The organism is Sulfitobacter sp. TBRI5, from assembly GCF_051013555.1.
Lineage (GTDB): Bacteria > Pseudomonadota > Alphaproteobacteria > Rhodobacterales > Rhodobacteraceae > JL08.
The window spans coordinates 849,039-874,701 of the sequence record NZ_CP112884.1 but is presented as its reverse complement, the minus strand read 5'-3'; the positions used below and the strand labels follow the sequence as shown (position 1 = coordinate 874,701).

General features: G+C 57.8%; 23 protein-coding genes and 1 pseudogene. 17 read left to right on the top strand and 7 right to left on the bottom strand.

Annotation, left to right across the window (positions count from 1 at the left end):
* The first annotated feature begins 15 nt into the window (after nucleotides 1-15).
* The 5 genes from OLX72_RS04555 (at nucleotide 16) to OLX72_RS04535 (ending at nucleotide 7,740) form a co-directional block, all read left to right on the top strand.
* A complete protein-coding gene (locus tag OLX72_RS04555) occupies nucleotides 16-909 on the top strand; it encodes a GntR family transcriptional regulator (protein WP_254684772.1) in 894 nt (297 codons plus the stop codon).
* A 108-nt stretch (nucleotides 910-1,017) separates the two neighbouring features.
* Nucleotides 1,018-3,423 (top strand): FAD-dependent oxidoreductase, encoded by a 2,406-nt coding sequence (locus tag OLX72_RS04550; RefSeq protein ID WP_114868718.1) that lies wholly within the window; start codon nucleotides 1,018-1,020, stop codon nucleotides 3,421-3,423.
* Between the two features lie 114 nt (nucleotides 3,424-3,537).
* Nucleotides 3,538-5,055 (top strand): trimethylamine methyltransferase family protein, encoded by a 1,518-nt coding sequence (locus OLX72_RS04545; protein WP_114868719.1) that lies wholly within the window; start codon nucleotides 3,538-3,540, stop codon nucleotides 5,053-5,055.
* On the top strand, nucleotides 5,052-6,548 hold the full coding sequence (locus OLX72_RS04540; RefSeq protein WP_114868720.1) for an aromatic amino acid lyase: 1,497 nt from the start codon (nucleotides 5,052-5,054) through the stop codon (nucleotides 6,546-6,548). The genes OLX72_RS04545 and OLX72_RS04540 overlap by 4 nt, the downstream gene beginning before the upstream one ends.
* Nucleotides 6,549-6,609: 61 nt before the next feature.
* Nucleotides 6,610-7,740, top strand: coding sequence for an aromatic ring-hydroxylating oxygenase subunit alpha (locus OLX72_RS04535; RefSeq protein WP_114868721.1), 1,131 nt, complete (start codon nucleotides 6,610-6,612; stop codon nucleotides 7,738-7,740).
* Between the two features lie 511 nt (nucleotides 7,741-8,251).
* Here the strand turns inward: OLX72_RS04535 and OLX72_RS04530 are convergent.
* The 6 genes from OLX72_RS04530 to OLX72_RS04505 are packed head-to-tail and all read right to left on the bottom strand — an operon-like array spanning nucleotide 8,252 to nucleotide 13,891.
* A complete protein-coding gene (locus OLX72_RS04530) occupies nucleotides 8,252-9,049 on the bottom strand; it encodes a phosphodiesterase (RefSeq protein WP_114868722.1) in 798 nt (265 codons plus the stop codon).
* A complete protein-coding gene (locus OLX72_RS04525; protein ID WP_114868723.1) occupies nucleotides 9,046-9,855 on the bottom strand; it encodes a carbohydrate ABC transporter permease in 810 nt (269 codons plus the stop codon). The genes OLX72_RS04530 and OLX72_RS04525 overlap by 4 nt, the downstream gene beginning before the upstream one ends.
* Nucleotides 9,852-10,745: a carbohydrate ABC transporter permease gene (locus tag OLX72_RS04520; RefSeq protein WP_114868724.1), complete on the bottom strand. Its 894-nt coding sequence runs from the start codon at nucleotides 10,743-10,745 to the stop codon at nucleotides 9,852-9,854. Before OLX72_RS04520 ends, OLX72_RS04525 begins: the two co-directional genes overlap by 4 nt.
* A gap of 56 nt (nucleotides 10,746-10,801) precedes the next feature.
* Nucleotides 10,802-12,055 (bottom strand): ABC transporter substrate-binding protein, encoded by a 1,254-nt coding sequence (locus tag OLX72_RS04515; protein ID WP_114868725.1) that lies wholly within the window; start codon nucleotides 12,053-12,055, stop codon nucleotides 10,802-10,804.
* A 37-nt stretch (nucleotides 12,056-12,092) separates the two neighbouring features.
* Complete coding sequence (locus tag OLX72_RS04510) at nucleotides 12,093-13,115, bottom strand: ABC transporter ATP-binding protein (protein WP_114868726.1); 1,023 nt, start codon at nucleotides 13,113-13,115, stop codon at nucleotides 12,093-12,095.
* Nucleotides 13,112-13,891: a DeoR/GlpR family DNA-binding transcription regulator gene (locus tag OLX72_RS04505; RefSeq protein ID WP_114868727.1), complete on the bottom strand. Its 780-nt coding sequence runs from the start codon at nucleotides 13,889-13,891 to the stop codon at nucleotides 13,112-13,114. Before OLX72_RS04505 ends, OLX72_RS04510 begins: the two co-directional genes overlap by 4 nt.
* 225 nt (nucleotides 13,892-14,116) lie before the next feature.
* On the opposite strand from OLX72_RS04505, the gene OLX72_RS04500 reads away from it, so the two are divergent.
* The 10 genes from OLX72_RS04500 (at nucleotide 14,117) to OLX72_RS04455 (ending at nucleotide 23,299) form a co-directional block, all read left to right on the top strand.
* Nucleotides 14,117-15,001 (top strand): HAD-IIA family hydrolase, encoded by an 885-nt coding sequence (locus tag OLX72_RS04500; RefSeq protein ID WP_114872047.1) that lies wholly within the window; start codon nucleotides 14,117-14,119, stop codon nucleotides 14,999-15,001.
* 153 nt (nucleotides 15,002-15,154) lie between these two features.
* Entirely contained in the window at nucleotides 15,155-16,153 is a 999-nt protein-coding gene (gene bla, locus OLX72_RS04495; RefSeq protein WP_114872048.1) for a class A beta-lactamase, read from the top strand.
* A gap of 265 nt (nucleotides 16,154-16,418) precedes the next feature.
* Nucleotides 16,419-17,762 carry an amidohydrolase family protein gene (locus OLX72_RS04490; RefSeq protein ID WP_433989915.1) on the top strand — a complete coding sequence of 448 codons (1,344 nt, stop codon included), beginning with the start codon at nucleotides 16,419-16,421 and terminating at the stop codon, nucleotides 17,760-17,762.
* A gap of 68 nt (nucleotides 17,763-17,830) precedes the next feature.
* On the top strand, nucleotides 17,831-17,980 hold the full coding sequence (locus OLX72_RS04485; protein ID WP_433989914.1) for a hypothetical protein: 150 nt from the start codon (nucleotides 17,831-17,833) through the stop codon (nucleotides 17,978-17,980).
* Nucleotides 17,977-18,732: an ATP-binding cassette domain-containing protein gene (locus OLX72_RS04480; RefSeq protein WP_433989913.1), complete on the top strand. Its 756-nt coding sequence runs from the start codon at nucleotides 17,977-17,979 to the stop codon at nucleotides 18,730-18,732. Before OLX72_RS04485 ends, OLX72_RS04480 begins: the two co-directional genes overlap by 4 nt.
* Nucleotides 18,732-20,111: an ABC transporter permease gene (locus OLX72_RS04475; protein ID WP_433989912.1), complete on the top strand. Its 1,380-nt coding sequence runs from the start codon at nucleotides 18,732-18,734 to the stop codon at nucleotides 20,109-20,111. Before OLX72_RS04480 ends, OLX72_RS04475 begins: the two co-directional genes overlap by 1 nt.
* 20 nt (nucleotides 20,112-20,131) lie before the next feature.
* Nucleotides 20,132-20,788, top strand: coding sequence for a DUF3299 domain-containing protein (locus OLX72_RS04470; protein ID WP_217621156.1), 657 nt, complete (start codon nucleotides 20,132-20,134; stop codon nucleotides 20,786-20,788).
* 649 nt (nucleotides 20,789-21,437) lie between these two features.
* On the top strand, nucleotides 21,438-22,514 hold the full coding sequence (locus OLX72_RS04465) for an AI-2E family transporter (protein WP_114868738.1): 1,077 nt from the start codon (nucleotides 21,438-21,440) through the stop codon (nucleotides 22,512-22,514).
* Between the two features lie 42 nt (nucleotides 22,515-22,556).
* Entirely contained in the window at nucleotides 22,557-22,868 is a 312-nt protein-coding gene (locus tag OLX72_RS04460) for a DUF883 family protein (protein WP_205389028.1), read from the top strand.
* Between the two features lie 8 nt (nucleotides 22,869-22,876).
* On the top strand, nucleotides 22,877-23,299 hold the full coding sequence (locus tag OLX72_RS04455; protein WP_114868740.1) for a phage holin family protein: 423 nt from the start codon (nucleotides 22,877-22,879) through the stop codon (nucleotides 23,297-23,299).
* A gap of 706 nt (nucleotides 23,300-24,005) precedes the next feature.
* Here OLX72_RS04455 and OLX72_RS04450 read toward each other — a convergent pair.
* A pseudogene (locus OLX72_RS04450) lies at nucleotides 24,006-24,086 on the bottom strand (IS5/IS1182 family transposase); the annotation flags it as partial.
* Nucleotides 24,087-24,512: 426 nt separating this feature from the next.
* Here OLX72_RS04450 and OLX72_RS04445 point away from each other — a divergent pair.
* Nucleotides 24,513-24,683 (top strand): Flp family type IVb pilin, encoded by a 171-nt coding sequence (locus tag OLX72_RS04445; protein ID WP_114868741.1) that lies wholly within the window; start codon nucleotides 24,513-24,515, stop codon nucleotides 24,681-24,683.
* A gap of 145 nt (nucleotides 24,684-24,828) precedes the next feature.
* Nucleotides 24,829-25,650, top strand: a complete 822-nt coding sequence (gene cpaB, locus OLX72_RS04440) for a Flp pilus assembly protein CpaB (RefSeq protein ID WP_114868742.1) — start codon at nucleotides 24,829-24,831, stop codon at nucleotides 25,648-25,650.
* The last annotated feature ends 13 nt before the right edge of the window (nucleotides 25,651-25,663 follow it).

Below are 25,663 nucleotides of genomic sequence, written 5' to 3'. Positions count from 1 at the left end.
TTCCCCCATTTGTTGGTGCCACGCAGGAATGGGCGGCCTCTTTTTCTCGTTTTTCTGCGGGCGAAGGGCACTGCCGCGCCACATCGTCCACCTAAATCTGTGATCTCAGAATGGCGGGTTCCGGTACAAAGTCAAATTGAATTTCCTTCTGCCCTCTCCCGCAAACCAGAAAAGTCCAGTGCCTTGAGCCGACCGGAAATGTCGCGTATCAATAACCGGATGGTCGAAAAAATCCAAAAATCCGCCAGTGAAAGCCTCAGCGAACAGGTTTATCAGCACCTGCGCGAGGCGTTGATTTCGGGCGATTTTGTGCCCGAGAGCAAGATTTCTACACGAACGGTTGCTGCCCAGAATGGGATAAGTGTGATGCCGGTCCGTGAAGCGCTCAAGCGGTTAAGTGCGGAAGGTGCGCTGGAAGTCGAAGCAAAGCGGGCCTACCGGGTGCCCAAACTAAATCCAAAAAAAGCAGCAGATCTGTTTGAGGTCCGCGCCATTCTTGAAGCTGCAGGCGCGGCAGCGGCGGCGAAACTGATCTCTCCCGCGGCCCTGTCGCAACTCGACCTGATGTGCGACGCGGCAGAAGAGGCTTGGCACAACGGGGACGTTGGCGCATTCCTACGGCTCAATGCCCGGTTTCACCGCGCGGTTCACGCCCAGTCAGGAAACAGCTTTCTGGCCGATACGGTCGATATGATCTTTGTGCGCACCGGGCCTTTGTTGGGCCTTGCCATCGGCAAGATCGTCGACCAGGCAGATTGGGAAAATGACCATCGCAAACTGGTTCAGGCTCTGCGATCCGGCGACAGTGCCGAGGCAGGCCGCTTGATGGAGCAGGACGCGGCCTGGGGCATGGGTTTGTTTCGGTCGGTCGACTGGCCAGACAAAAGGGTTCCGGTCAGCGCCGCATAGAAAATGCTTGCCAGTTCTCGATTCTGAGATCACAGATTATAGTCAAGCGTTGGGTCACCTGCTGTGCGGGATGATCCCCGCGCGCCTTTTGCAAACCCCGGGGACCATATGCAATCGACAGCCAGAGTTGTAGTTATCGGCGGCGGGATCGTGGGCTGTTCGGTGTTGTATCACCTTGCCCGGAACGGGTGGCGCGACGTTGTACTGCTTGAGCGTCAGGAGCTGACATCCGGTTCCAGCTGGCATGCCGCTGGCGGGCTGTTCACGGTGCTGCGCCCGAATACCTCTGCTGAAATGCACCGCTACACGTTTCAGATGTACCGCGAACTGGAGCAGGAAACCGGCCAGTCTTGCGGGTTCCACTATACCGGCGGGCTCAACATCTGTCGCACGCAAGACGAAATAGACTCCAACGCAATCCTGCAAAGTGCGTGCCGCAGACTGGGCATCGAAAGCCACTTCATCACGATGGACGAAGTCCGCGAGAAAGCGCCGGTACTGGACACCTCTCATATGGTCGGCGCGCTTTGGGAAGAGGAAGGCGGGCATGTGGACCCGGCCTCGGCCACGCAAGCCTTTGCGGCCGCCGCGCGCGCATTAGGGGCTACGATCCACCGCCATACGCCCGTGACGGCAACAACGCCACGCGCAGATGGCTCTTGGGATGTCGATACCGCGCAAGGGACGATTCACGCCGAATTCATCGTCAATGCTGCCGGACTCTGGGGCCGCGAAGTTGCCCGTCTTGCGGGGATCGAACTGCCGTTGATGCCGGTCGAACATCATTACATGGTAACTGAGACGATCCCAGAGATTGAGCAGCTTGGTTTTGAGCTGCCGCAGATCAACGACAATGAAACCGGTTGCTATGCCCGCCAGGAAGGCATGGGCCTGCTTCTGGGGGCTTACGAAAGCACCTGTGTCCATTGGGCCAAGGAGGGCACGCCTGCTGATTTTGGCCATGAACTTTTGCCTGATGATCTGTCGCGGATGGACTGGAACCTTGAGAAGTCGATTGAGATCATGCCTTGTCTGGCGGACGCCGGTGTCAAACGGGTGATCAACGGACCAATGATCTTTTCGCCTGACCTTGCGCCCCTGATCGGCCCGCATCCCAATCTGGAGAACTATTTTTGCGCCAATGGGGTGATGGCGGGCTTCAATCAGGGTGCTGGTATCGGCCGCGCGCTGGCCGAATGGATCATACAGGGCGAGCCGGAGATCGACGTTTTTCACTGGGATATCGCGCGGTTCGGCGACTGGGCAGACCGAGGCTATACCGAGGCCCGCACCCGCTATTTCTACGAAAACCGCTCCGAGAAAACCTTTCCCTATCAGGAATTCGATGTTGGCCGCTCGATCAACAAACCCGCCATACATGACCGTCTGGTCGGCGCGGGCGGGGTATTCGGAGCCTCCTTTGGCACCGAACACCCGAATTGGTTTGCGGCCACGCCCGGGGTTTCCGACAGTCTTACCTATCGCCAGCCAAACTGGTGGGGCCCGGTTGCAGACGAAGGCAAGCGCATTCGCAATGAGTTGGGGCTGATGGAATTCTCGGCCATGGCGAAGTTCGAGGTGACAGGCCCAGGCGCGGTGGCCTGGCTGGAACAGGTCATGGCCGGACGCATTCCCGGCCTTGGACGCATGGCGCTGTCACCGATGCTGTCGGACAAGGGGCGCGTGATCGGGGATTTCTCGCTCGCCCGTTTGGAACAGAACCGCTTCATGGTGCTGGGCGCGGATTACATGCAACTGGCGTTCATGCGGCATTTCTCAAGGTTTCTGCCAATGGAGGGCGTCGCCCTGCGCAACCTGTCTGCGAATCAGGCTGGCTTGCATATCTGCGGGCCGAACGCGCAACGTCTTATCATCCGGTTGGCCGCGCAAGAGATGGACACGGACCATTTCAGCTTTATGTCAGCGGCCCAAATGACCATTGGCGGGATACCGGATGTCACGGTCTTGCGCGTTTCTTTCACGGGCGAATGTGGTTATGAGATGTATGTACCGCGCGACCGGCAGCTGGCGCTGTTCGATCTGCTGCGCGGTGAAGGTGCGGATCTGGGACTGGGCCTTGTTGGCACGCGATCGCTGATGCAGACACGGCTGGAAAAGAGTTTCCCCGCATGGGGGCTTGAGCTGTCGCCTGACTATTTCGCCCATGAATGCGATATGATGCGGCATATGCGCGGTGATGCCACATTCAACGGAGCCGCTGCGGTTGCCGCATACGGCCCCGCACGCGAACGCCCGGCGACCTTTACGGTCGAGGCCGGAACAGATGCGGTCTGGGGCGACGAAGCGATCTTTCTGGATGGCGAACCGGTCGGCTATGTCTCCTCCGGCGGGTGGGGACCTGCGGTTGAGGCCCATATCGCGCTTGGCTATGTCCAGCCGGATGCCTACCGCGAGAACGGAAATTATGCGATAGAACTTTTGGGACAGTTGCGCCCCGCGACGTTGCACGTCCAACCGCTCTACGATCCTGAGGGGCGCAGGATGCGGGCATGATCAAAGGAACAGACACGATGCGGACAAAAGTTGCGCCAATTGTGCGGGCCGAAACCTGGGCGGGGGTTGCGGACCGCATCTGCCCCATGCCCCCAAAATCTCCGGAGAAACCCCATGTCTCGCACGAACCGCAAGCCTCGACGCCCGCAAAGCACCCGATTTGAACAGCCCCCCTTCGCCGAAGTCCGCAGCCCCCTACGGCCTGTCGACTTCGTGTCGGAAGACCAGATCGAGACGATCCACCACGCCAGTCTAAAGGTGCTCGCCGACATCGGCCTCAGGGTCAACAGCGCCGTTGCACTGGACCTCTACGCAGCAGCGGGCGCTGATGTGGACCATGACCGCGAGTTGGTCCGGTTTGATCCGGCACTGGTCGAGGAAATGCTGACCGACATTCCGTCGGAATTCACCATCCACGCCCGCGACCCGGCAAAGACCCTGAAAGTGGGGGGTAACCGACTGACATTTGCGACTGTGTCCGGGCCTTCATTTGTCTCGGACATCGACCGCGGACGGCGGGCCGGAACGGTCGAGGACATGCGGGATTTCGTGAAAATCTCCGCCGCCCTCAATATCTTTCACCACGATGGCGGCAGTGGTTGCGAGCCGCTGGAACTGCCGCCTGAGTCTCGACATCTGGACATGATGCTGGCGCAGACAACGCTGTCGGACAAGGGCTGGCATCCGTGCTGGCTGAACTCGGCTGCGCGCGCGCGCGACTGTATCGAGATGGCCAAAATCGCCTTGCAAACCGACGACGACGGCCTGCGTGCACGGCCCGGTATTATCGGCGGGATCAATACCAATTCACCGCTGTTTCTGGACGATAGTCAGGCCGAAGGTTTGATCGAATTCGCGCGCGCGGGACAGCCCATACATGTGACGCCCTTCACGCTGGCGGGTGCCATGAGCCCGGTCACCATCGGCGGCTCACTGGTCCAGCAGAACGCCGAAGCGCTGGCAGGGATTGTGCTGGGTCAGGCGGCGGCGCGCGGATCACCGATTTTCTACGGTCACTTTACCTCGAACGTCGACATGCGCACCGGCTCCCCGGCTTTCGGCACCCCGGAATACGCCAAATCGGTGATCGTTTCAGGCCAGCTGGCGCGGCGCTACGGTCTGCCGCTGCGGTCCTCCAACACCACGGCCTCGGCCTGTGTTGACCTGCAGGCGGCCTATGAAAGCGACATGTCGGTCAGCGCCTGCGTGCAAGCCCATGTCAACGTGATGCTGCATGGCGGTGGCTGGCTTGAAGGCGGTCTGACCTGTTCGTTTGAAAAGCTGATCCTTGACGCCGAGATCCTGCAGATGCAGGCGGCCTATCTGCAACCGCTGGATCTCGGCGAAGACGCGCTGGGGCTGGAGGCGATGGCCGAGGCAGGCCCCGGCGGCCATTTCTTTGGCACCGCCCACACGCTGGCGCGCTATGAGACCGCCTTTTACAAACCGATCCTGTCTGACTGGCGCAACTTCGAAACCTGGGAAGAGGACGGCGCGAAGACAGCCACCCAGCGCGCCAATACCATCTGGAAGCAACTGCTGCGCGAGTACGAAAAGCCGCCCATTGATCCCGCCGTCGAGGAAGAGCTGGAAGCCTATGTCGCCAAGCGCAAGGAGCAGATCGAAACATGACCACGCCCGCTGCATTTCTGTTTGATGGCGACACCCTGTCGCTGGAAAAACTGGTGCAGCTTTCATCCGGCAAGATCGCCTGCGACCTTTCACGCGCGGCATGGGACAATGTGGCAGAGGGCCGCCGGATCGTGATGCGCGCTGTCGCGGACGGGTCAGCCTATTACGGCGTAAACACCGGGGTTGGCTCGCAAAAGGACATCGGCGTACAGGCCGCGGATTTTGCATCCTTCAACGATCACATCATTGTCGCAGAGGCCACTGATATGCCTGGCGCAGCTTTCGCGCCCACGGTGGTGCGCGGGGCGCTGGCGGTGATGCTCAACAATGCGGCCACAGGCAGGCTGGGCCTGCGCCCCGACCTTGTGCGCCGGATGCTGCGGTTGTTTCACTGCGCGGACATGCCCGAGGTGCGATCCGGCACATCCAGCGGCATGGCTGACCTAGGCCCGCTGGCGCAACTGGCGCTGCCGCTTGTCGGGCGCAGCCTTGACGGTGGCGCGCCGCTGATCGAAGGCCCCTACGATCTGGCCGAGAAGGAAGCCGTTTCACTGATCAACTGCAATGCTTTTGTCTTGTCGCATGGGGCCCATGTCATGGCCGAGGCGGCACGGCTGGCCATTGCTTTTGATCTTGCGGCGGCCCTGTCACTGGAAGCGTTTCGCGGCAATCTGAGCTACTACCGGGCCGAGATGCGGCCGGGTTATCGCAACCCCCACCAACTCGCCTCCTGCCGTCAGATCAACCACGCCCTGCGGGGTGCCCGGCTCTGGCAGGACGGAGAGGCAAGGTTTTTGCAGGATCCGCTGTCGTTCCGGTTTGCCACGCGAGTGGGTGGCACGGTCAAGTTGGCGTTGGCACAGGCAACGGCGATCTACCAGGATGACCTGAACTGCGTCTGCGACAATCCGGTCGTGTCACTTGAAACCGGATCGTTGGTGACAGGGATCAACATGGACAGCACGCCGCTGACATACGCGACGGACGGCTTGCGACAAGCCATCGCCATGGCGGCGGCCGTCAGCACCGAGCGGTCCCTGAAGGTTCAGCATGCCGGGTTTTCCGGATTGCCGCTTGGTCTTGCCCAGCCCTGCCGTGCGGATGGTGGGGTACAGAACCTGATCATCAGCTATCTGGGTGTGGCCCGGCAGGCAGAATTGCGCGGCCTGGCCGCGCCCGTGCTGCTGGACTGTGCCCATGCGCTGGCTGATGGCATTGAAGACGTCTCCGGCCTCGGCCCGCTGTCGGTTGCGCGAACCGAGCAGGTCATCGCCTTCGCCTGGCAGATCGTGTCCGTGGAGATGATCATCGCAAGCTGGGCTCTGGCTCTGCGCGGACTGGAAACCTCTGAAATGGGACAAACCACCGGAGCGATCTACACGAAACTGCGCCCCTTCCTGCCCATCGGGACGGAAGGACGCAATGTCTTCGATATGTCCGGTCCGATTGATTGTGTTTCGGCACCGGAATTTGTCCAGCCCTACCAAATTTGACTCGCATGTGCATGTGGATTGCGGCACACTAATCTGAGATCACAGATTCAAGGTGCTGGCCATGACCACCGTTCAATCCCCAGAAATCGATGCACTGCGCAGCCAGTTGAAACAGCTGCGCCAGCACAAGGACGGCGTCCGCCAGACAATGGCGCCTGAATTCTATACCTCGCAGTCTTTCCATGACTTTGAGAGACAAGAGCTGTTCCACAAGGAATGGATTTGCGTGGGCAATGCGGGCGAGATACCTGAACCCGGAGATTACTTTACAACCGATATCGCGGACGAGCCGCTGATCATCGCGCGGCGCAAAGATGGCACAATCAACGCGCTTTCCAATGTCTGCCGCCACCGCGGAAACATGGTGGCCACTGGCAAAGGCAACAGGCGCAGCTTCGTGTGTGGCTATCACGCGTGGAGTTATGATCTGGATGGCGCGCTAAAAACCGCCCCTCTGATGAGCAAAGTCAAAGGGTTCGATCGCGCCTCATGCCGGCTCCACGGTTTCAGGACCGAAATCTGGAGCGGGTTCATTTTTGTCAATCTCGATGGATCGGCAGCGCCCCTCGGCCCACAGCTGACGTCGCTTGATACAATCCTGCACAATTACCACAACGAAGAGCGCAACCTGTTGTTCACCGATGAAACGGAGTGGGCGACCAACTGGAAAAACCTGAACGAGAATTTCATCGAAGGCTATCACCTCTTTGCAACCCACCCCAAAACGCTGGAGCCAATGACCCCGACCCAGCTTTGCCGCAAGGTGCCAGGCCAAGAGGCCTGGACGGCCTACCGATCCTATTATCACCCGGATTTTCCGCCCCGCGGGCCGTTTCACGTCGACATGACCGAAGACGAACAGCGCAACAGCGTCATGGGAAACATTTTTCCCTGTTTTGTATTTGGTGTCGCCGCAAACTATACGCTCTATCTTTGCCTCCGCCCTCGCGGGCCAGACAAGGTCGCCATCAGATGGGGCGTGCTGGGGTTCAAGACAGATCCTGCAGACCCGGAAGTTGTGAACTATGTCGAGCTGTGCAAGGAATTCAACGCGGAGGACCGCGAAAAGCTCGAGGTGCTTCAGCAGGCCCAGAAGACCCGCTACGCCAGCCCTGGTTTTCTGGGACCCGACAATTTAGAGGGAACGATCTGGGACTTTCTTCAGTTTATGGCGCGGCAACTGGGAGAATGAGCCCGCTTCATTCTGCAAATCCTCGGTAGCACCGTATATATTTTTGTGCGTTAGCGAGAGCTACGACGGCAAAAGGCTGCCTTGTCCGGCGTCTCGTTTGTTGCGACAAGCAGCCGGGAAAGACCAGTTCGAGATAAAATGAGATCGGCCCGCTTGAACTGCCGGTTCGGTATGATGTGCTGCAAAACCGCGATAGCCATGCCGCATGTGCGAGGAAATGCTGCGTCAGTAATGGCTGCAGGTGTACAAGGCCGGTTTGTCCCGCGTTGCAGTCATTAATGGACGACATAGCGAATGACCGCCTTGAGCCCAAAGCGACCGATGCTGCAGCACGCACGAACGGCCGCATACGTGCATCTATTCACGGATGTTCCGCTTCATAATTTCACAAAAATCCTTCACGCGCGTTTTGGGGAATGACTTTTTCAGCTGGAAAAACCGTGTAGACCTCGTCTTTACACTCACCATGCGGGCTTTCGCGGCTTAGCGCAAAGCACCGAACTCGCAGATGTCAGAATGGGTTGGGACCTAGGCCTGCCTCGATCGGTATTCGTATCGAACGAAAGCCATTTTGCCAGTTGTGAAGCATAAAACCATCTTCCTGATCCATGAATCCCACCGGGGCATCGGGTGTGGTGTCATAAGCAAAACAACTGCTCGGAGATGGGGACGAAAGGGCCGTTTTGCCGCCGATGGTTGCTATCATGGTGCTGTGGATGTGGCCGCATATAATGCGGATGTCTGCATTAAACCCTTGCAACAGTTTCGCCAGTGGTTTGTGGGCCTGAAGGCCAAGTGCATCCATGAAGGCGATCCCGCTATCGAATGGCGGGTGGTGCAGAGCCAATAAAGTCGGTCGGGATTGGCCCTTTATCAGCGCCTGTTCCAGGAATACCAATGTGGTTTCGTCAATCTCTCCTCCACCTTGGCTCTCAATCAGGGTGTCGAGGCCGATCACGTCGATATCGCCCAGCTGGATCTGCCAGTTCAGTTTGCCGGATCGGGGCAGATAGCTGTGTTCCGCAAAAGCGGCGCGCATAGGCGCACGCCTGTCGTGGTTGCCGGGGATCACAAACAGCGGCAATTGCAGCGGCGCCATGAGGGACTTGAAATGGGCATAGCTTTCGGGGGCACCGTCGTCGGTCAAGTCTCCGGTGACCAGCACGGCATCGATCGACCCAAGTTGGGGTTTGATCTGTTTTATCCGTGAGACCAGCTTGCGGAGTGAGGCGGCGGTATCAAGCTGACCTGATACAAGCCGTTCCGGACGAACGATGTGTGTGTCTGTGATTTGTAGAATTGTCGTCACTTGATCCCCGCCCGCAGGAAGGCCTGAACAAACTGACGCTGGAACAGCAGGAAGGCAATAAGCAGCGGAGCCACCGACATCAGTGTCGCGGCTGAGATCACGCTGATGTCCACGCCGTTCTCAGGTGCGCCAAAGATCGACAGACCTACGGTCAAGGGCCGTGTATCGGGTGAATTTGTCACAATGAGAGGCCACAAGAAATTGTTCCAATGCGTCGAAACCGAGACCAGCGCATAGGCCAGATAAGTGGGTTTGGCCAAAGGTACGTAGACGCGCCAGAGGATGCCCAAGAGGCCGCAGCCTTCGATACGGGCGGCCTCGTGCAACTCAATCGGGACGGATTTGAACGACTGGCGCATCAGGAAGATGCCAAAGGCGCTGGCCATATAAGGCATGCCGACGCCGAGGATGGTGTCAAACATCCCAAGGCGCGAGACCATCGCGTAGTTTTCGACAATCAGCACTTCGGGCAGGATAAAGAGCTGCATCAGCACCAGAATGAAGACAAAGTTCTTGCCAGGAAACTCCAGTTTGGCAAAGGCAAAGCCCGCCAGCGTGGTCAGGATGAACTGCCCGATCAGCACCACCGTCACCAGCATGAAGGTGTTGAGGAAATACCGCAGCCATGGCGCCCCGTCCCAGGCGGTGCGAAAGTTATCCAGTGTCCAGGGTGACAGAAGGTTGAAGTTCACCGCGTCCGACGTGGAGTGAAACGCCGCCCAGAAGGCGAACATCAGCGGTGATATCCAGATCACCGCCAACAGGATTGCCGCGCCGGGCTCCACATATCTCAGCATCGCGTTCATTGGTAATGCGTCCGGCGATCAAGATAGAAGAACTGGATCGCGGCCACGATGCACAGCACGGCCAGCACAAGGATGGTCATCGCGGCGGCATGGGGTGCATCAAAGAAGGCAAAGGCCATTTCCCAGATGTAGTAGAGGATCAGCTTGGACGCATCCGAAGGGCCGCCCTTGGTCAGGATAAACAAATGGTCGATCAGTTTGACCGAATTGATCATCGCGTTGACCATAATGAACAGTGTCGTCGGCATCAACAGGGGCAGCACGATCCGGCGCGTGTAGGTCCAGCGGCTGCAGCCTTCGATATCAGCGGCTTCCTTCAGATCCTCGGGGATGGTCTGCAAGGCGGCAAGGTAGAAGATCATGAAAAACCCCGCCTCTTTCCAGATGGTCACGATGATGATCGCCCATAGCGCTGTTTCCGGTTGGCCCAGCCAGTTTACCGAGGGCAGGCCGAACAGTGATCCGATCTGATCCAGCACGCCCAGTCCCGGCGTGTAAAAGAACAGCCACAGGTTGGCCGCAGCGATCATCGGCAGAACAGTGGGCGTGAAATAGGCCGTGCGCACAAAGCCGCGAGCGGGGATTTTGGAGTTGGCCCAAAGCGCCATGGCAAGCGCTATGGCAATCGACACAGGGATGGTGATGGCCGCATAGAAGAGGTTGTTTTTGACCACGATCCAGAAAGTCGGGTCGGCAAACAGGTCCGCATAATTCTCGGTACCGATAAATTCGGATGGCTTGCGGCGCGTGTTTTTGGAAAACAGGCTGGAAATGAACGTGGCAATCGACGGGTAAAACGCAAACAGCGACAGCAGCACAGCCGCAGGCGACAACAACAGCCAGCCATAAATGGCCTGGCGGCGGCGCTCTAGGTTGACGTGTTGGCTCATAGGGTGGTCCTTACCGAAATCCGGCCCCGCAAGGATCTGCGGGGCCGGTCATTTGTTCAGCGGTAGGCTTTCAGCAACCGGTCCGCGGCAGCCTGTGCTTCACCCAAGGCCTCGGCAGGCTCTTTCGCGCCGGTCAGCGCCGATTGGATGGCGTTGTTCAGACCATCGCGCACACGGGCTGTCTCAAAGGTCGAAAACTCAGCCACAGCATTTTCCAGCTGGTTGCGTGCGACCAACGCCGGGGGAAATTCCTGCGTATAGGCTTTCAGCGCATCGGTCTCATAGGCGGCGGGCGATACACCCATGTAGCCTGTTGCAATAGACCATTCTGCCGCTTGCTCGGGCGCTGTCATGAACTGGATCAGCTTCAATGCCGCAGCCTGCTCTTCTGGTGTGGTGTCCTTGAACACATAGAAATTGCCGCCCCCTGTGGGCGAGCCCTTGCGCACATTGGCAGGCAGTTCGGCCACGCCGAAATCAAAGCTGGCGTTGTTCTTCACGGCCGTCAGGTTGCCGGTCGAGTGCCACATCATCGCGGTTTGCCCTTCCAGGAAGGCCTGACGCAGGGTGCCCCATTCAACCGTGCCGGTGGGCATGATGCCGTGTTCGGCCGACAGGGATTTCCAGAACTCCAGCGTGTCCACAACCGCCTGATCATCAAACGCAGTGGTCAGGCCATCATCGGACATCACCTCCTTGCCGTTCTGAATGGCCAGCGCCTGGAACATCCAATAGGGATAGCCCGTCGACGGGATCATCAGACCATAAGTGTCATCCTTGGTCAGGGCCTTGCCCATCTCGATCATCTCATCCCATGTGCTGGGTGGGCTTTCTGGGTCCAGCCCCGCCTCGCGGAACATGTCCTTGTTGTAGTAAGCCACGATGGTCGAGCGCTGGAACGGAATGCCCCATGTTTTGCCTTCAATTTTACCGTTGGCCATCAGGGCGGGGTAAAAGCTGTCCAGCCATGCAGCATCGTCGGTCAGATCGTCAAACGGCAGGATCAGGTCCTGCTCGATCAGGTCATAGGCATCGATTGAGAACATGACAGCCAGTTGTGCAGGTTCACCGGAATTCAGCGCCGACAAGGCCCGCACGCGGGTGTCATCGTAGTTACCCGAATAGATCGCATTGACCTTGATATCAGGGTTTTCCGCTTCGAAATCGGCTACGATACCGTCAACTACTTCGGTCAAGGCGCCGCCCACAGCGATGGGGTAGTACATGGTCAGTTCTGTTTCAGCGGCGGCAGGCAAGGCCATCCCCGCAACCAAGGCCGTGGAAAGGCCCAGAGTTCTTAGATGTTTCATTTTAAGTCTCCCTTATGGTGTGGTGTCGTTGGGCGATTTACATCTCTGCTATGCGATCGCCTTCTTGATTGAATTTGTGCAGTTTCGCGATGTCGAACGCGATGTCGACGGTGACGCCTTCATCGATCAACGACAGGCCGGGCTGTAGGACGCTCAGGCCCGTTGTGCCCTCGTGGCTCAGCCCAATGAGCGTTTCAGACCCCAGGAACTCGGCCTCGCTGACCGTGCAACTGAGCAGCCCTTTGCCGGTCTCCACAATCGCCACATGTTCGGCGCGCACGCCCAGCGTCAGGTCTTTGTCAAATCCGGCAAGCACCGAAGACTGGATCAACGCCATCGGCGGCGCGCCCACAAACTCGGCCACAAAGGTGTTGGCCGGTCGGTTATAGAGATCATCAGGCGATCCAACCTGTTGAATACGTCCATCTTTCATCAGAACGACCTTATCTGCCATGCTCATGGCCTCGGTCTGATCATGGGTGACGTATACGACAGTAATACCAAGATCACGTTGCAGTTTTTTGATATCTTTGCGCACGGAATTGCGCAGCTTGGCGTCCAGATTGGACAGAGGTTCATCCATCAAGCACAGCTTTTGACCGGCCACAATCGCGCGGGCCAATGCAACCCGCTGGCGTTGTCCGCCTGACAGCTCACCTGGTTTGCGATTTTCCAGACCGGTCAGCCCGGTGATTTCCAACGCGCGCTTCATCTTCTCGGCACGCTCAGTCTTGGGAACGCGGCGAACCTTGAGGCCGAAGATGACGTTTTCCGCCACCGACAAATGCGGGAACAAGGCGTAGGACTGAAACACCATCGACAGGTTGCGATCCGACGCGGCCGAGGTGGTCACGTCACGACCATCAATCAGGATCTGGCCTTCGTCCGGGATCTCCAGCCCTGCGAGCAGGCGCAGCGATGTGGACTTGCCACAGCCCGAAGGACCCAGCAGCGCCACGAACGACCCCTCTTCGATGTCGAGTGAAATATCCTCGACCCCAAGCTGCCCGTTCCAACGCTTCGCAACATCCTTGAGACTGACAAAGGGCGCGCCCGTCATGCGATTTCTCTTTCTGACAGGATCACCCGGTCGCCGATGTCTTTGATGAGAGAGCTAAAGGCTGCGCTAGGCTCCCGGTCCAGAATGATGTGATCCATGTCACGAATGTTCTCCCCGGCGGCAGGGGCAAGGCGACCAAACTTGGACTGATCCAGCACGAGCACGGAAACCTGAGAGTTCTCCCTGATGCGTTGACGAGCCGAGACCTCTGCGGTGTGGAATTCGAGAAGGCTGCCATCCTCTTCGACGCCCGCGACACCGAAAATGCCAAACTCGGCGCGGTAACGGCCGAAGAATTCGCCCACCTCATCGCCCAGAATATCACGGTCAGGCAGACGCAGCTCACCCCCCGGCAGAATGATCCGATTGGATGTTTCATCGCTGAGCGCCATGGCGGCACTGAGGTTATTTGTGATCACCGTCAGTTTCGTACGGCGACGCAATGCCCGCGCGACACTCAGCGGGGTTGAGCCGATGGAAATAAAGATCGTCGCCCCATCCGGGATTAATTCGGCAGCGGCTTCTCCGATGGCCTGTTTGCCCATTGGGTTTGTGGCCGTCCGTTGATCGAAAGGTGTGTTGAGGTGCTGTGCATCCAGTTCGATCCGGCCATGGCGACGGCGTAATGCGTCGCCTTCACAAAGCAGATCAATATCGCGGCGGATGGTTTGCATAGAAACGCCCAGCGTTTCCGCCAGCGCGCCAACGCTCATCACGCCGCGTTCCTGTACCAGTCCCAGAATGCTGTCGTGGCGCTTTCGAACTTTTTCAGACATCGACCCTCCCCGATAGAATCGTCTTCAAGGCTAGAAGGGAAATAGCAACAAAACAACAAAACTTTGTGACAAACAGTCATTCTAACCTCAGTCCTCACTGTACATACCTGAGATTGACACTGTTTTGTTGTTTTAAGCGTTTTCGACTTTCCATTTTGCGCGCTCTGGTTACAGTATCAATTGCGGTGCCGCCGGGTGTCGTTCAACGTGAGGGCGGCGCTGAAAATGCAAACAGCACCAGCGATTTTTGACAGGTACGAGGAAGTGCGCCCACGCTTTCCCTCGGCCCCAACGCGCAGTCAGACTAAAGAGATATCGTCTCTTATGGATATCGCCGATCAGGCATCGGCATTTGTGTTTGATGCCTTTGGTGTTTTGAACGTGGGCGAAACCCTGATCGAAGGGGCCGACCGACGGTTAGAGCAATTGCGGGCGCTGGAGTGTCAGATACGCATTTTGACCAACGCGGCAAGCTATGATCGGCAGGGCGCTGTCGCCAAGTTTCAGAAACTGGGCATATCGGTCTTGGCTGATGAAATAATCACCAGCCGTGACGCGACGCTCAATTGCCTGACCCCGGGCACATGGGGTGTTATCGCCGCACCCGAAGACAACATGACCGACATCCCTTATGAGGTTCTGCGCCTTGGGGATGATCCGGACATTTATGATCAGGTCAGCGGGTTCTTGTTTCTGTCTTCGAGCGGCTGGACAAATGCCCGGCAGGCACTTCTCGAAACGACATTGTTGAAACGCGACCGACCGGTGCTCATTGCAAACGCTGATCTGGTGGCTCCACGCGATGATGGGTTTTCGCTTGAGCCGGGGCATTTCGGCCACCTACTTGTGGACCGTGGTCTGACGCAGGTGCGTTTTTTTGGGAAACCCTTTCCTGAAGTGTATCAATTGGTCGAAAGGTCGTTGCCTGGCGTTCCCGCAGACCGTGTCATCATGTGCGGTGACACGCTTCACACCGATATACTCGGGGCGATCGCACGGGGATGGCGGGCCGTACTTGTCACGCAAGATGGGCTTTTTGCAGGCTACGACACAGATGAGTTTTGTGCGAAGTCGAGGTTGGCGCCTTGTTGGCACCTCGCCAGAATTTAGAAGGGCTCTGAATTTCGGCCCAAAAGTCGACATTACCTTGAACAGTTTCAACGACTGCTTCGTCCCTGCCCGATATCACGCCAGCCTTTCCGGCAAATGGCGGTAACAGATCGTGGCATTCCCGAAACTCGATCTGAAAAGGAGAAACCAAAAATGAAATATCGTTCAGTTATCGCAGCCCTCGCGGTTTCCGCGGCGGCGACTTTTGGCCCGGCTTACGGCCAGACAACGCAAGGACAGTCCGTTGGTGCCGCGATCGAACAGATCGTGTCGGGGCTTGCCGGGCGCATAGGATTTGCGGCGCAGGAAATCGGCGGCGACGAGGTCATCTCGTTCAATGGTGATGAGACCTTCGCCATGGCCAGCACCTACAAGGTGGCGATCGCCACGGCCGTACTGGACCGCGTGGACAGGGGGGAACTCAGCCTCGATCAACTCGTCGAAGTGCCGAACGAGATGTTCGTCACCGGCGTCGTCGCGCTGGCCGAAACATTTCCCCATGGCGGGATCCAGCTCTCGGTGGCGAACCTGATCGAGGTAATGATCACGGAAAGCGACAACACCGCGACCGACGTCAACATGGGGCTGGCAGGCGGGCCAGAGGCGGTGACCGAGAACCTGCGCAGGCTCGGGATCACCGATTTCAGGGTTGACCGGCTAACCGCTGAGATTCTCCGGGATTTCTACGGCTTGCCGGGGCCGGCCACGCCGGAAACTGTCGCTGAGGCCGTTAGCAACAATCCGGCACTGTGGACGGAGCAGGCTGATCCTAATCCGGACTTCGAGGCGGATCCCCGCGACCACACAACGCCCCTTGCGATGCTGCAACTGCTGCTTGCCATCGACGGTGGCACGGCGATGAGCCCGGAAAGCCGCGAGTTCCTGCTGGGGGTCATGTCGCGCACGCGCAGCGGCCCTGGTCGTATCAAGGGGCTGATGCCGATGGGAACGCCCGTCGCGCACAAGACCGGAACCGTAGGCGGAATTGCCAATGACGTCGGCTATGTCACGCTCCCCGACGGTCGGCGGTTTGCCATCGCCGTGTACACGAACAGCAGCGAGACATCCACGTCGGACAGGGAACGGGCAATTGCAGAGATCTCCCGCATGGTGTTCGACTATTTGTACCTGGCACCGGTGTTGAAGCAATAAGCGGATAAATCTGGCGGGGGCGCAGGCTCTGCCGGTGCCCCTGCGCTCAGGCCGAACTCACATGGGCTTGACCTGCGTAGGATATGACCCTCGTTATGGCGCCCAGATTCCCCAAGTCATTGTAGCATGCAATGGATGATTCCACCGAATAGCCAAGGAAAGACACCAAATGGCTCGCTTCATAAAGGCAGCTTTTGGAACTTTCTCCACTGAGAAGAACAGATTTTCAGGATTTATCCTCTGCATCCAAAATAGGAGAAACCAAATGCGAAAACTGAACCCAAGGAACTTGACAGCGGCGCTTGCCGTCGCCGTGAGCTTCGGCCTGCCTGCCGCTGCTCAAGACGCCTCTGGGCCGATCCTGTTCACCAATGTCAATGTCTTTGACGGCGTTAACGAAGCCCTGATCGAAAACGCCAATGTCGTAGTGACGGACAATTTGATCACCGCCGTGTCAACAGAACCGTTGGCCATCGCGGGCGGCACGGTCATCGACGGCGGCGGGCGGACGCTGATGCCGGGCCTGATAGATTGCCATTGGCACAGCATGGCGGCCAATTTTAATGGCAACGCGTTCGCGCTTGGTGAGGGAAAGCTGAACCTTGTGGCGGCCGATGGGGCGGAAAAAACGCTTATGCGGGGTTTCACCACGATCAGGGACATGGGCGGCAATGTCTTCGATCTAAAGTCGGTGATCGACGAGGGTATGTACGTTGGTCCCCGGATGTACGCTGCGGGGTCGATGATCTCCCAAACGTCGGGCCATGCAGATTTCCGTCAAACGATTGACATCCCTCAGAGCTATTCAAGGGATCTTACCCCGCAGGAAAGGATGGGGTCGGTCGCCATCGCAGACGGCAAGGCGCAAGTCCTGCAGCGCGTGCGCGAGAACCTGATGCGGGGCGCGGCCTTCATCAAGCTGATGGGCGGCGGCGGGGTCGCCTCGCCTTCGGATCCGCTGGACGTCTCGCAATACACCGTCGAGGAAATTGCGGCGGCGGTCGAAGTGGCACAGAACTGGGGCACCTACGTGACGGTTCACTCCTACACCGGGAAGGCGATCCAGAACGCGATCCGCGGCGGTGTCCGGAATGTCGAGCATGGCCAGATGATTGACGAGGAAACCGCCAAACTGATGAAGGAGACGGATACGTCGGTCTGCATGCAGCCCTTCTATAACGACGAGGATGCGATCCCGCTCGAACCCGGCTCATTTGCGGCACAAAAGTACCAATTGCTGATCTCTGGAACGGATACAGCCTTCGCGTTAGCGAAGAAATACGACCTGCTCTTCGGGTTCGGTACTGACACTCAGGGTTCACAGGCGCTCGCCGCGCGTCAGGGCGCGCAGTTGGCAAAGCTCACCCGCTATTTCGAGCCCTGGGAAGTGCTGAAGATTGCGACCAGCCAGAACTACGAGATCTTGAAGCGTTCCGGGCCGCGCGATCCCTATCCCGGTGACAACGGTGTGGTTCGGGAAGGTGCCTATGCCGACCTGCTTCTGGTCGACGGCAATCCGCTCGAGAACATCGACCTGATCGCCGACCCGGACAAGAACTTCGTCATCATCATGAAGGACGGCGTGATCTACAAGAACACCATCGAGTGACCTCTTGCAGCAGGCGTTTTACAAAAAGCGCCTGCAACGACTTCTTGAACATGCTGAGGAAGAGATACATGAAGCGTCGTAGATTTCTTGAGATTGCAGCGGCTGCGGCTGGGTCCGGGTTGGTTCCGGCTAGCTTTGCAAGCGTCGCGCGGGTGCAGGTGACCAACCTCGCGCTCATCATGAAAGACGGCGTGATCTACAAGAACACGCTGCAATGAAGACTGCCGCCCGTCGTGAATCTGCGGCGGGCGATTTCATGGCCGGGAGGTTGGGAGACCGACGTATGCACCCATTGCGGATTGAACGGCTTGTCTACCGGTGGCCGGGCGCGGAGCGCGGCACACTGGGGATTGGTGCGCTGTCTCTGGCGTCCGGCGAGAGCCTGTTCCTGTATGGCCCGAGCGGCTGCGGAAAATCGACCTTGCTGTCGGCGATCGCGGGGGTCGTCGATGTGCCGAAGGGGGCCATACACGTTGCGGATCAGGATGTCGGCGCCGTACGCGGTGGCGCGCGGGACCGGTTTCGGGTGGATCACATCGGCATGATCTTTCAGGTGTTCAATCTCGTTCCGTGGCTGAGCGCGCTTGAGAACGTCCTTCTGCCATGCACATTCTCGCAGCGTCGCCGTACGCGTACGGGCGAGGATCCTGCGGGAACGGCGCAGCGTCTTTTGGACGAATTGGGTTTGTCCGATCCTGCTCTGGCATCGAAGCCCGCCAACGAGCTCAGCGTCGGGCAACAGCAACGGGTCGCCGCCGCGCGCGCGCTGATCGGCACGCCGGACCTGATCCTGGCGGACGAGCCGACCTCCGCGCTCGATGAGGCGGCCAAGGTGGCCTTCGTCGAGCTGCTGGCAAGGGAATGCGCCCAAGCGGGAACCGCGCTGCTCTTCGTCAGTCATGACCGCAGCCTTGAGGGTCATTTCGATCACAGCCTCGACTTCCTCGACCTGAACCGGAGCGCCGATTGATGCTAAGTTTCAGCCTGCGCAGCCTGTGGAACCGTCGCTTCGTCGCTGGCCTGACGGTACTGGCCATCAGCCTTAGCGTCGCACTGATCCTCGGTGTCGAGCGGCTAAGGGATGGCGCGCGTGACAGTTTCGCCAACTCCGCGTCGGGGATCGACCTGATCGTGGCGCCGCGCGGCAATTCGGTTCAGATCCTGATGGCCACCGTTTTCGGCGTGGGCGGCACCGGGACTGGCATGACATGGGACATCTTCGAATGGTTGGAAGATCGGCCCGAGGTCGCCTGGGCGGTGCCGATTCAGATGGGGGATAATCACCGCGGCTATCCGGTGATCGGCACGGATGAGGCGTATTTCGAGCGTTTCCGACACTCTGGCGGACAGCCGCTTTCCCTGGCCGCGGGCGGGTACTTTTCCAGTGACGGGCCGGAAGACGCCGCAGTGGTCGGTGCCGAGGTCGCGGCGCGGTTTGGCTATGCCCCGGGTGCGGTGATCGTTAACGCCCATGGTTCCGGCGAGGTCTCCTTCGACCTCCACGACGACGCGCCCTTCACCATATCGGGCGTGCTCGCACCGACCGGCACCGCGGTCGATCGGATGGTCTTCGTCACGCTCGAGGGCTTCGACACCCTGCATGCGCAAGAAGATGCGCCACTGGCCGACCCCCTCGACCCGGCCGCGATGTCCGCCGATGGTCATGGTGAGGATTACGCGCACGGCAACCCACAGGATCACGATGGGCACGACGACCATGAAGACGGCGACGAGCACGAGAATCATGACGCGCATGGCGACCACGAAGGCACGGAGGTCGGACACGGTCACGAACCGGACCGGATCAATGCCGTCTACGTCGGACTGATCGATCGGGCGAATGTCCTCGGCCTGCAGCGGGCGGTCAACGAACGCCCCTCCGATGCGCTGAGTGCCGTCCTCCCGGCGGTCGCGCTGGCCGAGCTCTGGGGGATCACCGGGACGGCCGAGCGCGCGATGCGGCTGATGGCGTGGGCCGTCGCCTTGGCCGGGATGATCGGGATGGTGGTCATGCTCTCCGCGACCCTCGACACCCGCCGCCGCGAATTCGCGATCCTGCGGTCTGTCGGCGCCACGCCGACTCGAATCTTTGCACTGATCGTCACAGAAGCGGCCGTCCTCACCGCGGCCGGGCTGATCCTTGGCCTTGTTCTGCTCACGGTGGCCACGTTCGTGACCGACCCGATCCTATCCGCCCGCTTCGGCCTGCGATTGGGACTGAATGTCTTCGGGACGCGCGAACTGGCCACCCTTTTGGCTATCTTCTGCGCCGGGCTCATTGCCTCGCTTATCCCGGCAATTCGGGTCTATCGCATGACGCTGGCCGACGGGCTATCGGTTCGGCTATGACAAATCAAAGGGACTTCTCCATGACCGTGTTCGCTCGTCTCGCCTTGATACTCTCGCTTGCCGTTCCTCCGGGGCTCGCAATGGCGGCTGACCCTCAGGACATCTCCTGGCATATGCTCGCCCCTTCAGCCGCAGTGATCGAGAACCCGTTCGAGAACCTCACCGACGATCAGATGGACACCCTTCGCCAGATTCTGCGATTCGAGGCCCTGGCCGAGCAGAGCTATGAGGCCTCGTTCACCACCGAGGCGCAAGCGTTACGCGAACAACTGGAGGAGGACGGCCTGGATGTCGACGGATTGTTCGCCGCGCGCCTCGCGATCATGGAAAAACGCGAAGCGGCGGCCACCGGGGTGAACGAGGCACTTATCGGCAGCAGCATCCGGATGCCGGGCTATGTTCTGCCCTTGGAGTTCAAGGACCGGAAGGTTGTCGAATTCCTGCTGGTGCCGACGGTCGGCGCCTGCATCCACACCCCGCCGCCCCCCGCCAACCAGGTCGTCCATGTCGTGTATCCCGAGGGGATCGAGGTCAACGGACTCTTCACTCCCGTATGGATCACCGGGACCATGGTCGCCCAGAGTTCGGTTCAGGACGTTGGGTATGTCGACGGACAGGCCCCGGTTTCCGTCAGCTATTCGATGCAGCCATTGTTGGTCGAAAGCTATGGCGGTTGAACGCCAGCGCTCGGGCTCGGATCCTCATCCGAGCATGGCGGACTCTACATGGCGGCGAAAACACCACGTTTACGAGACCTCAGATCGAGATGGGTCGGGTACTTCCCTCGCAAGAAGGCATCGTGCGGTGCCAGACGAGTGCGTCCAAAACACCCGCTGACTAAGAGATCGCCCTTCAAAATTACCTAAAAACAATAGCTTGAAAGGCAGAGAAGGTTCGCATCCAGTCGCGTTCCCTCCTGAACTCGCAAACGCAAAAACTGCTTCTCAAGGACCTTATTGAGGAGTGGACAGGTTGTCCCGCTGGATCAATGCCCTAACAATTAGAGGTGTGCAATTCGTGTACAACCCAAAGTGAAGGTCCTGAAAGCGGACCAAAGCAGCTACACGCGCAAGCGCAGCGAGATGTCACTTTGTCCCGCTCTGCAGCCATTGGTGCAGTCTGCGGCGAATGACCGGCCCAAGCCCGAAGCCGACCTATTTGCATTCACTTGCTGACCATTTTTGAACTCAAGAATAATCAGCCTGCTAGCAGGATTAAGGTGCTGAACGAGGCCGCCAATATTGGGTATTGGACGCGGTTCTGTACTGTTGAGGTGTGTTGTCCTATTTACAGATTCTAGTATCAAAAGCGTTTGGAGAATAATCTATGAAGGCCGAAGCACGCGACCTTCTCGAAAGAGCATTGCCTCTCTGCGCGATAGCTATTGTCTTTTTGTTGGGCGCGCTCGCGCTTAGTCCTTTTGCGCCAGCGCTGATGTGGTCAGTTTTTGTTTCGGTCGCCCTGTATCCACTGCATATGCGCCTCACGGGCCGGCTTGGCGGTGCCCGTGGGTTGGCGACTGCGATTACCGCGATTGGATTGATTGTCATTGTTCTAATTCCGATGTTGTTTCTTCTGCGCTCTATAATCGCCATCCTGCCAGAGCTCGCGGTCTTGGTGCTGGAAGGGGGAAACCTTGAGAAAATCGGGTTGGATATCCCTGCAAATATGCCGCCGACATGGCTCAATTTATGGAATGGTCTGCGGGACGACTTCGAGGCCATCAGACGCTTTGCTGGTGGCGATCTGCGTCTGTGGTTTTCCACATTATTGCTGGAGGGGCGGCTTATTGGTCATTTTGTACTGGAGTTTTTGCTCGGACTGATACTTGCAGCTGTGATCTTGCAAAATGCTGACCCTCTCCATCGGCTTTCCTCCAAAGCGTTCCAAGAGTTGGGTGGTGCGCGGGGTTTAAAGCTGGCAGAACGTTCAGTTCTCACGATACGCTACACAGTTCTTGGCATTCTCGGCTCTGCAGCTGTTCAGACAGCTATTGCGGCCTTTGCGTATTGGCTGGTTGGTGTTCCGCATTGGCCGCTACTTGCCTTCGCGACTTTCATGCTGGGTCTGCTTCAGGTCGGGCCCGTACTGATCTGGGGCCCGTTGGCATTGTGGCTTTGGCTGGACGGTCAGTCCGGAATGGCAATTTTTCTTGCACTATGGGGGCTTTTCGCCGTCGGGCTTTCTGATAACGCAGTGAAAGCGCTTGTAGTCGCGCGAGGCGCTAATCTTCCGGCGACCCTTGTCTTTTTAGGCGCGCTCGGCGGTCTGATGGTCTGGGGGATCGTGGGCATCTTTCTTGGGCCGGTCATACTGGCTTTATGTCTAGAGTTGATCTTATGGTGGCTGGAAGAAGATGGCGTTGACGCACTTGGCCAAAACAAAAGGCAAACCGAAACTTGAACGGCCAACATTAGTAGGCCCTTGAAATTGGAGGAACGTACAGTGGAAGATATGTCACAAAGCAAAGGTCGCGAGGATGTCGACCGGCAGTTCAAAATCATTCGTGAGGACATTACAACACTGTCAAAGCTTCTGCGTGAGATCGGCGAAGAGAAAGCTGGCGAAAAGCGGGATGCCGCTTTGGCAGAAGCTGCGGAACTTCTTGAAAAATCCAGGTCTGCGATTGACGAGGGCCGGCTCAAAGCGAGCGCGGCGAAGACATCGGTTGAAGACTACATTCGCGAACAACCTGTCCAGTCCGCTCTGATTGCCCTTGGGGTTGGGTTTCTGGTTGGCATGATATCACGTCGCTGAGGTTCAGAATGCTGGAAGACTTGCTTAAAACCTTTTTACATTCGCAACTTGGCGATGTGCGGCGTAGAACCAGAGGAGCGCTTCTAGAAGTTGTGGCATTTGGGCTGTTCGGTCTTGCAATTGTTTTACTGTTCTTGGGAATGTTCCTGTGGCTTTCCGTTCGGATGGAACCGTGGTTAGCCGCAATCATGCTCGCCGCTCTTGCACTTCTCGCCGCTCTCGCGCTCGTGTATGTTGGTCGGACGCTTCTACGGCGCAAAGAACCCGATCCACATCATAAGGCGCTTGCAGCGCTACAATCTTTGGGGCTGCTTTCACAAAGCGGCCCGAAAGGCTCCGAAAAAGTTGCAGACAAGCAGGAACCAGAAATAGCAATGGTCGCTTCAGCTTTGGCGGCAGGGCTGATACTCGGACGCTCCACAAAACGCTAGCCTGCTTGTGAACCCGTTGACGCCTCTTGGCTCCTCTAAACCAATTACACCGGTTTTGGTCCTATCGACCAACGGCCGTTTGGTCCCGCTCTGCAGCCATTGGTGCAGTTTGCGGCGAATGACTGGTCAGAGCCCATACCGACCTGTTCATTTTACGCTGCGTGCGCTCGCAGCACGGAAAATTCGGCGTCAATGTAAAATTCGTTGCTACGGCGCAACAGGAAAACCGGCCATTCATGTCGTGTGCAGCAAGCATCAGTGTTCGAGTTCTCAGACTGCGGAACAGAACGGCAATTCGCTGTGCTTGCTCCAATGTCCGCAATTGATGTTTCGAATGAGCTGAGACCTTCCATGCGAAGGCCTATTCTAAAGCTTGGCTGGAATAGCGGATACTTTGGCATTTCAGCGTCAATCCGGTGACGGAGCTTGGATGTTTCTATCCAATGCCCTCAGCCAGAAGATCAAAAACCACGCGAATGCGTAGGTTTGTCTTAAGCTCGCGATGGGCCACCAGCCATGTCTCGATACTGAGCGGCTCAAACGCTGAGAAAGGGTTTTCGAGTTCTATTTGATGCGGCCAATTCTGGTTGAGGAGTATGGCGGTTGAGCGCAAGCGCGCGGGACAGATCGGTATCTCGGCATGGCGGACTCTACATGGCGGCGAAAGCGTCGCGTCCACGAGACCTTAAGCTCCAGTTTCATTGATTTATAGCCAGAACAAGACAGTGGCTGCGAGCGCTATGGCGGAAAGGAAAACCTTTGGGCATCGATCATATTGAGTTGCCATCGGACCATCATCCGGGAAAAAGGCTTCGCCAATCAGGTATGCACCGAAGGCGGCAATAGAAATTGCCAAAGCGACAGCTTTTTGCGGCCCAAGTGCCGCTGACGTACATGCGAAGAAGCACACTGCCCGTCTCAAGCGCATTTGTTCTGACAAAGCCACAGTGCCTATTGACCAGATCTGCACCTGACCAACGAATCGCAATCGTCGAATTGCGCATCAAAAGAAAATCTGGCGGAAATGAGGCAAAAAAAAAGCCCAAGCGTCAAATCTTACATCTTAAGCGTGTAATTCTCCACGGTTTGGTCGATGCACAGTCCTCACAAAGGGGCGTAAAGTTGTCGAACGTTCCGTCACAAGGCGGAGTTCAAGTCGCCGTGAAGTGTAACGGCTCCATCGTAAATACAATTGAGTAACTAGGAGAATCGAATGTTGAAACTGTATGTAATCATGAAGAGCTTGGCGAATGACGAGCGCGGCGCGACCATCGTAGAATATGGCGTTGCCCTTACGATCGTTACGGCGATCGCTGTTGCAACCCTGACGGCTCTGGGCGGTGACGTCAACGGTCAGTTCACTGCCGCAGAAGGCCTGATGTAACTGCTACTCAGAAGAATAAGCATGCGGCGGCTTAAGTCGCCGCATGCCTGGGAACCAGCAATGCTTGGTTGACCCAACAACCCAATGCAATCGCCGAATTTATTTCCGCTCAGGAAGAGTTTCGGTTCAGTCAGAGGAAAACCACATGAGACTTTCAGCCATTCTTACCGCGCTTACTGGACTGGCCGTCGCCGGAGGATCGGTCTATGTCGCGCGCGATTACATTCAGCTTCAACTCGATAATGCCGCTACAGAGGTTGGGGCCGAAAGCGATACAGTGAGTGTCGTTGTCTCTACACGCGACATCTCATTTGGTGAGGAAATTGAACCCGGAGCATTGACCACGATCGAGTGGCCTCGCGGGGCCGTTCCTGTCGGTGTGTTTACGGACTATGACGACTTGATAGCCGCCAAAAACCAGCCATCACGTCGCGCACGTCGTGCGATCTATCAAGGTGAACTCATCTTGAATAGCAAGGTTTCTGGGTTTGGGGAAAAAGTAACAATTGTTCAAACAATCGGCGCCGACTATCGCGCAATGGCGGTCGAAGTTGATGCAGAGTCTGCAGTCGGTGGGTTCGTTACGCCGGGCGACCGGGTCGATATCGTGATGACCACTGGCGCAAAAGAGAACATGCGTGCAGTGACTATACTACAGAACATCCGAGTGATCGGTGTTGATCAGGAATCCGACGAACAAACGGATCAGCCGGTCATCGCACGCACGGTGACTGTGGCGGTTACGCCCGATCAAGTCCAGCGGCTCGCCTTGGCACAACGTGCAGGCAGCCTGAGCCTCACTTTGCGGTCCGTGGATGACACCGAAGACCGGACGCTGACCATGACGCGATTAAACGATCTGCTCATTGAGGAGAACTCGGTGTCAGATGACAGCGAAGAAGCCGTGCCCGCAAGCGTAATCCGAATCCGTCGTGGCACTGACGTAACCGACGTCATGCTCAACTGATCTGACCATTGGG